General features: G+C 46.4%; 6 protein-coding genes. All 6 read right to left on the bottom strand.

Annotated elements, in window-relative coordinates; all coding sequences use genetic code 11:
- Positions 1 to 263: 263 nt before the first annotated feature.
- Positions 264 to 1,238, bottom strand: a complete 975-nt coding sequence (locus tag Q5866_RS12175) for a phosphatidylinositol-specific phospholipase C (RefSeq protein ID WP_099290585.1) — start codon at positions 1,236 to 1,238, stop codon at positions 264 to 266.
- A 69-nt stretch (positions 1,239 to 1,307) separates the two neighbouring features.
- Complete coding sequence (locus Q5866_RS12170) at positions 1,308 to 2,918, bottom strand: ABC-F family ATP-binding cassette domain-containing protein (RefSeq protein WP_303180491.1); 1,611 nt, start codon at positions 2,916 to 2,918, stop codon at positions 1,308 to 1,310.
- Between the two features lie 256 nt (positions 2,919 to 3,174).
- On the bottom strand, positions 3,175 to 3,951 hold the full coding sequence (locus Q5866_RS12165; protein WP_227216240.1) for a Cof-type HAD-IIB family hydrolase: 777 nt from the start codon (positions 3,949 to 3,951) through the stop codon (positions 3,175 to 3,177).
- A 102-nt stretch (positions 3,952 to 4,053) separates the two neighbouring features.
- The gene (locus Q5866_RS12160) at positions 4,054 to 4,470 is read right to left on the bottom strand and encodes a DUF2721 domain-containing protein (protein ID WP_186976810.1); all 417 of its coding nucleotides are present in this window, start codon (positions 4,468 to 4,470) and stop codon (positions 4,054 to 4,056) included.
- Between the two features lie 4 nt (positions 4,471 to 4,474).
- Positions 4,475 to 5,326, bottom strand: a complete 852-nt coding sequence (locus Q5866_RS12155; protein WP_303180487.1) for a patatin family protein — start codon at positions 5,324 to 5,326, stop codon at positions 4,475 to 4,477.
- Positions 5,314 to 6,816, bottom strand: coding sequence for a glucose-6-phosphate dehydrogenase (gene zwf / locus Q5866_RS12150; RefSeq protein ID WP_303180486.1), 1,503 nt, complete (start codon positions 6,814 to 6,816; stop codon positions 5,314 to 5,316). The genes Q5866_RS12155 and zwf overlap by 13 nt, the downstream gene beginning before the upstream one ends.
- Between the last annotated feature and the right edge of the window lie 5 nt (positions 6,817 to 6,821).

Here is a 6,821-nt window from a genome sequence, read left to right as displayed (position 1 = left end):
GTAGCAACGCTGTACATGTACAGCGTTGCTACAGCGAACCTACAGGGAATCTACAATATTTTTTGTACTATTAAACCGGAAGTGATACATTAGTAAACATGAATTAATGTATTACTGCGGTAGTTCCTCTCCGGAACTTTGGTTATACAAAACAAAAATTGCGCGAAATAGCCATTACGGTATCCCGTAAACCTAAATCGCACAATTTTAAAAGCGAGTCACCGCAGCATCATCGCTTTCCAAAGATTCGTGAGTTCGCCCTACTATTTTGAAACTTTAAAATTACTATTTATAACAGCCTGCACCAGTTGACGCCCTTCCGTTTTCCCGGCATAGTCCATTAGCACAAATCCGCATTTCCCTTTTCCTAAAGCCCCGATAGCATCCGCTACAGGTTGATTCACTTTATCGGCGAAAGCCTCCGGCGTGGCGGTAAGTCCTTTCGTAGCACTAACGAATGTTATATACCAATCCGTGTCGGCACTTGTCCGGGCTTGCCGTACATTCGCCATCACCGCGTCCACCTTCTTTTGAGAATCTTTCAACGCGTAGGATTCATACTCGTCCTCCACGACACATGTTGCCATTCTATCCCCGTTTCCCCAGATTTTCGTTTCAAAGGTTGCACTATTTTTCCATCCACCGGGAGCAAACTCACCCCCGACATATCTTTCTTTCCGCAAATTATAACGATGCAGAAACAAAATTTTCCCCCGACATTCCCCAAGCGTCAGGTTTGCCTTGAAATCCTCCACGACAAAGGGACGCATAGCATCACTATTCAGTACACGCCATACCTCATCAACATAAACCTCCGTGTTTTTGCAATTTTCATCTTTCAAACTTACAACCAGTGTTTCCGTCGGGTATTTCTCGAGATACCGGCGAAACACGGGTAACACGTCATTCTCGAAAGACAAGCCGAAAGATACTATGCCATGTTGAATTTCCAATCCCTCTTTCGCGTCCTTCAACCGAATATCGAAACAGCGAACTCCCAACCCCAATTGTTCTTCCAAAGTTAAATCTTGAGCGTTAGCCATTCCTAAAATAGAACCTTTCGCCCCACTGTCATGCGTCCCGGGAATGGACAACATACTCAACAAGCACTCGTCTTCAAGACTTCCCATCCAAGTATAAGTATCCAAAGATGATTCCGGAACTTGCTCAATCTTATCATCTTTACTCCCGGAACAACACACGCACAAATACAATATCCATAAAACACATGCTCTCATTTGCCAAATCCATTTTAATATCCACTCTCTATTACCAAACAATAATCGCAAATATAGGGAAATTAACTTTTAACACAAATCTCTCGAAGATAAATCAATACAACGTTCCACCCCTATCTCCTCCATAAAACGCCGGTCGTGCGACACGACAATCACGGTACCCCGGTAATCCCGAATCGTTGAAGTCATGATTTCAATATTCCGGATATCCAGATTATTCGTGGGTTCGTCCAACACGAACACATCGGGCGTGTTATTACTTATCATCAGACAACAAAAAATCAATCTCATCCGTTCACCTCCACTCAATTGCTCGCAAGGTTTATCCCATACCTCGGCAGGGAATAAAAAGCGATTAAGTCGCGTTTTCAATTCATGCTCCGGCAGATTGTTCACGTTGTAATGTTCCGCTTGCCCGTAAACAGTAAGATTATCTCGTAGCATGGAATACTCTTGGTCAAGATAGACATACTTGAAATCAGCCCGTATCAGTTCGCCACTTGTCGGTTCTAATTTTCCCAACAGCATACGCAACAAGGTAGTTTTCCCCGAACCGTTGCGCCCGCACAAAGCGATTCGTTCCCCGCTCTTAATTTGAAAATGAAGAGGATGCGCCCACAACATTTCCGTCGAGTATCCAAAATTAATATCCCGTGCCGTGAGCAAAATCTTTCCCTCGTGCAACACGGACGGGTTAAAGTTCACTTTCATCCGTCCCGGCTCAGGTAGTGCCGCACGACTTTCCGAAAGACTGTCGGCGATAGAGCCTATCTTCTCCGCGTGCACGTCCTTCAACTTGGACGAACTACTTTCCGCCCTGTTTTTCAACGTATTCATCATGATACGGGGAGTCCCTTTCCGCGAACTCAGTTTCTCACCCCGCGCCTCTCTCTTTTGCTGACGCTCTGCTGCCTCCCGTGCTATCTTCTTTGCCAGACGCAACTCTTTCTGTTTATCTTCAATACGTTCCTGCAAAGCATGAATATCAATCTCTTTCCGCTCTTGGTAAAAATCATAATTCCCGCCATAAACAGTTACTCCTCTTCCGCTCAACTCCAACGTCTGATGAAGCAAATTCAACAAAGTCCTGTCGTGACTCACGACCAAGGCCGTGGCTTTCCCCCGGCAAATCGTTTCATACAACTTCTCCCTGCTCCAATGGTCTAAATGGTTCGTCGGTTCATCCAGCAACACGACAGAAGGGGTATAGATATCAAGTCCGGCAAGAAAGACACGGGTTTTCTCCCCACCGCTCAACAACGCCATACACGTGGTTAGTTCCACGTGTTGCAACTCCCAACCGTCCAGCGCTGCCCGACACTTCTCCTCTATCTGCCAATCGTCATCAAGTTCGGAAAAATACTTTGCATCAACCTCACCTCTTAAAATAGCGTGCAGGGCGTTTATTTTTCTCTCCACCCGCAATGCACCCGCTACCGTCAGGGAATCATATTGTCCCAAGTGCTGCGGGATGTAATAAGGTACGGCATCACAGACAATCTCTCCCCCCGAAGGTTGTAGTTGTCCCGCTATAATCTTCAGAAGCGTGGACTTACCCGAACCGTTGTTTCCTACTAACGCCACTTTTTCTCCCGCGTCAACCGTGAAATTGATATTTTGAAACAACGGCTCTCTATCCGGGTGAATATAAGTTATTTGTTTTACTATTATATCACTCATAAATACAATGTTTAAAGGTAGTTTGTAAGGTACGCATCCTTACAAGATACTTTATGAACTTTACAAACCTTATAAACTTTATAAACTCTTATAGATTAAGGGACATGATTCTAAATTAAAAGTCGGCACTCGATGACCCTCTGAACGGTCATACCGGCACATGAAACAATTGATAAAACCCGACTTAATTATTTAGACATCTTCATTGGTGTATTTTTTTAGTTTCCAAGCACAAAAGTAAGGATTTTATTCGGATTTACAACACCCCGAAATGACGTAAAGCATTTATCACGCCATCCTCGTCCACGGAAGAGGTCACGTAATCGGCAACTTTCTTCACTTCATCCCCGGCATTTCCCATTGCCACGCCGATTCCCGCGTGCTGTAACATGGAAATATCATTCCCCCCGTCACCGAAAGCCATTGTTTCATCCAAAGCAATTCCAAAATGTTCCAGCATCTTGTCAATCCCGACACTCTTACTGCTGCCCCGGGGAATAACATCGGTAAAAAGCGGGTTCCACCGAGTTGCCTCACAGTGGGGCATAGCCTCCATGATTGCTCTTTCCTGTTCTTTCGTGAAAAATGCAACCAATTGAAACGTTTCTCCCTTACTCGCTTCCCGCAAAGGAGCGACCGGAGGTTCCGGGAAATCCAGCATTCGAAAGATTTGATGGCTCTGTTCGTTGTGGTAGTTCAAATACAGTGTATGCTCGTGAACAAAGATACAAGGAAACTCATTCTCCTTCTCCATGTATTGCACGAGCGAGGCAATATCCTCTTCGGGAATACTATGCTTGTAAATCACCCGCTCTTTCCCCGCGAGGCAATATCCCCCGTTCAAAGTAATATACCCGTCAAACACCAGCGAACCCAAGTTATTTATAGAAAGCAAATGTCTTCCGCTAGCGATAAAAACCAAAATGCCTTTCTCCCGCAAGGCAAGTATCGCTCTCTCCGCGGACTCCGGTATCCGGTGAGTTTCAAAACTCACTAAAGTCCCGTCAATATCAAAAAAAATTGCTTTTACCATCTCCTTATTATTTCGCCACAAAAGTAAAGAATAAATCGTACCGGAAAAATTGCTCTATATCAAAAAACATTTCCGACGACATTCCCCGTAAACATCAGGTAATTATCGGCGTGGATGTTCCTTTTCTTCCGGCAGTACATTATCCAACCTGTATTCCAACGCCTTCACGGAAATAAGTATCTCCTTCACGGATATTCCCAAAGAAATTACCAGCAGCAACAAAGCCAGCACGAAAGTATAAACCGCCACGGTCTGCAACCCGATATAAATAAAAAGGGTACATATCACGCAAAGCAGCAGACTCATTACCCCGTATATCTGCATCGACCTTGCCATATAAAGTCGCTTCTTCAAATTATCAATCTGCAATTTAGTCATCGCGTTCGGACGACTTTCATGCTCCCCTTTCAAATTCCGTATCACTTGGGCATAAGCCAGAAAACGGTTCGTGTACGCCAACATGATCAACGAAATGGCGGAAAATAATATCGAAGGGGTTGTCAACGTCAATTCTTCCATAACATCACAAATAACTGCTTAATACCTGTTTGGCACATTCATATCCTTGATTGTACAAATCCGTCAGTTTCAACACGTCCCGTTCTATCCGGTCAACCTCAAGCGGTCGCTCCGGTCGGATGATAATCACCTGTCCTTCCTCTTCCAGTTGCTCCACGTAGTCGAGGGTTTCATTATAATGCTTATTCTTCACCCTCAGGCTCTCCCGCAAAGCCGGGTAACGGCGGTACATAAACCACGGGATAGACTTATCCGTCACCTCTTTCCGGTAACCTTTATTACGTGTCAGCACAACCACGTTCCGGGAAAAACCATCGGCAATCGCTTTACGGATGGGTATCGCGTCACTAATTCCCCCGTCGAGCATAGGCACCCCGTCCACGTAAGATTTCGGGCACACGAAAGGCAAACTGCATGATGCCCGGCAGATATTCAACAAACGTACCCTATCGTTCTTCTCCTCGAAATAATTCGCTTCGCCCGTCCGGCAATTACTCGTGACCATGACGAAACGCCCCGGTGAAGCGAAATAAGTGTCGTAATCGTAAGGAATAATACGAGTCGGGAAATCATTGAAAATCAAATCAAAATCCATGATACTCCGTTTCGTGAACAAATATTTCACCCCGATGTACCGGTACTTGTCCAACAAATCAATATTACAGATTTTCGCCCTCCCCCGTTGCCGGGAAGCATACGACAAACCGTTGCACGCCCCGGCTGAAACGCCTATCGTGTAAGGGAAGTACATCCCGTTATCCATCAGCCAATCCAACACCCCGGCAGTGAAGACACCTCTCATACCACCGCCTTCCAACACCAATCCCGTACGTTCATCTATCATCATAACCAACAAACATTTTTCTCTTCTTTCGACACGGGCGGCAACACGTCCCACCCCCCGGTTAAATCAGGTCCCTCGCTCCCTGCCGCATAATGCGACAAACCTTTCCCCGGATGTTCCCGCCAATAATTCTCGATCGGGTCAATAAAACGCCAGCTTGCCTCCAAAGCATCATTCCGGGTATAAAGCATGGAATCCCCCTGCATGGCATCCAGCAACAAACGCTCGTAAGCCCCCGGCAAATAATTATTGCAAAGCGAGGCATACAGGAAATCCATACCCACCTGCTGCACCTTGAATCCACCTCCCGGCATCTTCAACCCGAATTTCAGCATCACCCCCTCGTCCGGCGTCATCCGGATAATCAACTGGTTGCAGGACGTCCCTTGACATTGCCCCTCGAACAACTTGTGCGGGGTAGATTTGAAATGGATTACCACACCCGAACGTTTATCCTTCAAACGCTTTCCCGTGTAAATATAGAAAGGCACGTTACTCCATCGCCAATTATCAATAAATACTTTCAAGGCGACATACGTCTCCGTGTCCGAATCAGGGGCGACATCCTTCTCCTGCAAATATCCCGGCACAGTTTGCCCCTTCACTTCTCCCCCCTCGTACTGCGCCCGGATGACATTACGGGCAATATCTTCACCCGTCCATAGTCGCAGGGAACGCAATACTTTTGCCGTTTCGTCGCGTATCACCTCCGGTTCCATCGTCGCCGGTGACTCCATCGCCACGAATGCCAGCAACTGCATCAAGTGATTTTGCACCATATCCCGTAGCGCACCCGCCGTCTCGTAATATTTCCCCCGCTTCTCGATTCCAAGAGATTCCAAGGCGTATATCTCCACGTAATCAATATAATTCCGGTTCCACATCGACTCGAATATCTGGTTAGCGAACCGCAACACCAAAATATTCTGCACCGTTTCTTTCCCCAAGAAATGGTCGATTCGGTAAATCTCGTTCTCGCAAAATACTTCCAGCAAAGAATTATTCAACGTTCGGGCGGTTTCCAAGTTAATCCCGAAAGGTTTCTCCACCACGATACGATGCCAACCGCCTTTTTCTTTCACCCGGAACAAACAACTCCGCCCTAAATATTTCGTTATCGCCTGTTGAGAAGTCGGCGGAGTCGCCAGATAATACACGACCTTCATGGGAATCGCGTTCTCTTCCATGAGAAACATCACCCGCTCTCCCAACTCGTCCACCCCATTCTCCGGGTCGAACGGCTGGTAATACACTTTTCGCATGAAACTATCGACCTCCTCACCCTTCAAATTATTCTCCCCTTTCAACTCCTGCAGCATCACGCGTATAGACAAGCGGAACTCATCGTCACTCATCGGGGTTCGCGACGTCCCCAAAATAACAAAACGCTCCGGCAACATTTGTCGCACGTGGAGCTCGTATAGCGATGGCATCAGCATACGTTTAGTCAAATCGCCCGATGCCCCGAAAATTACCAATACTTGATCCTCCGGTCTGTTCATATTCT

Source organism: uncultured Butyricimonas sp., assembly GCF_959596855.1.
GTDB classification, from domain to species: Bacteria; Bacteroidota; Bacteroidia; order Bacteroidales; family Marinifilaceae; genus Butyricimonas; species Butyricimonas muris.
The sequence above is the reverse complement of the archived record's forward strand: the minus strand, read 5'-3'. Positions and strand labels throughout refer to the sequence as shown.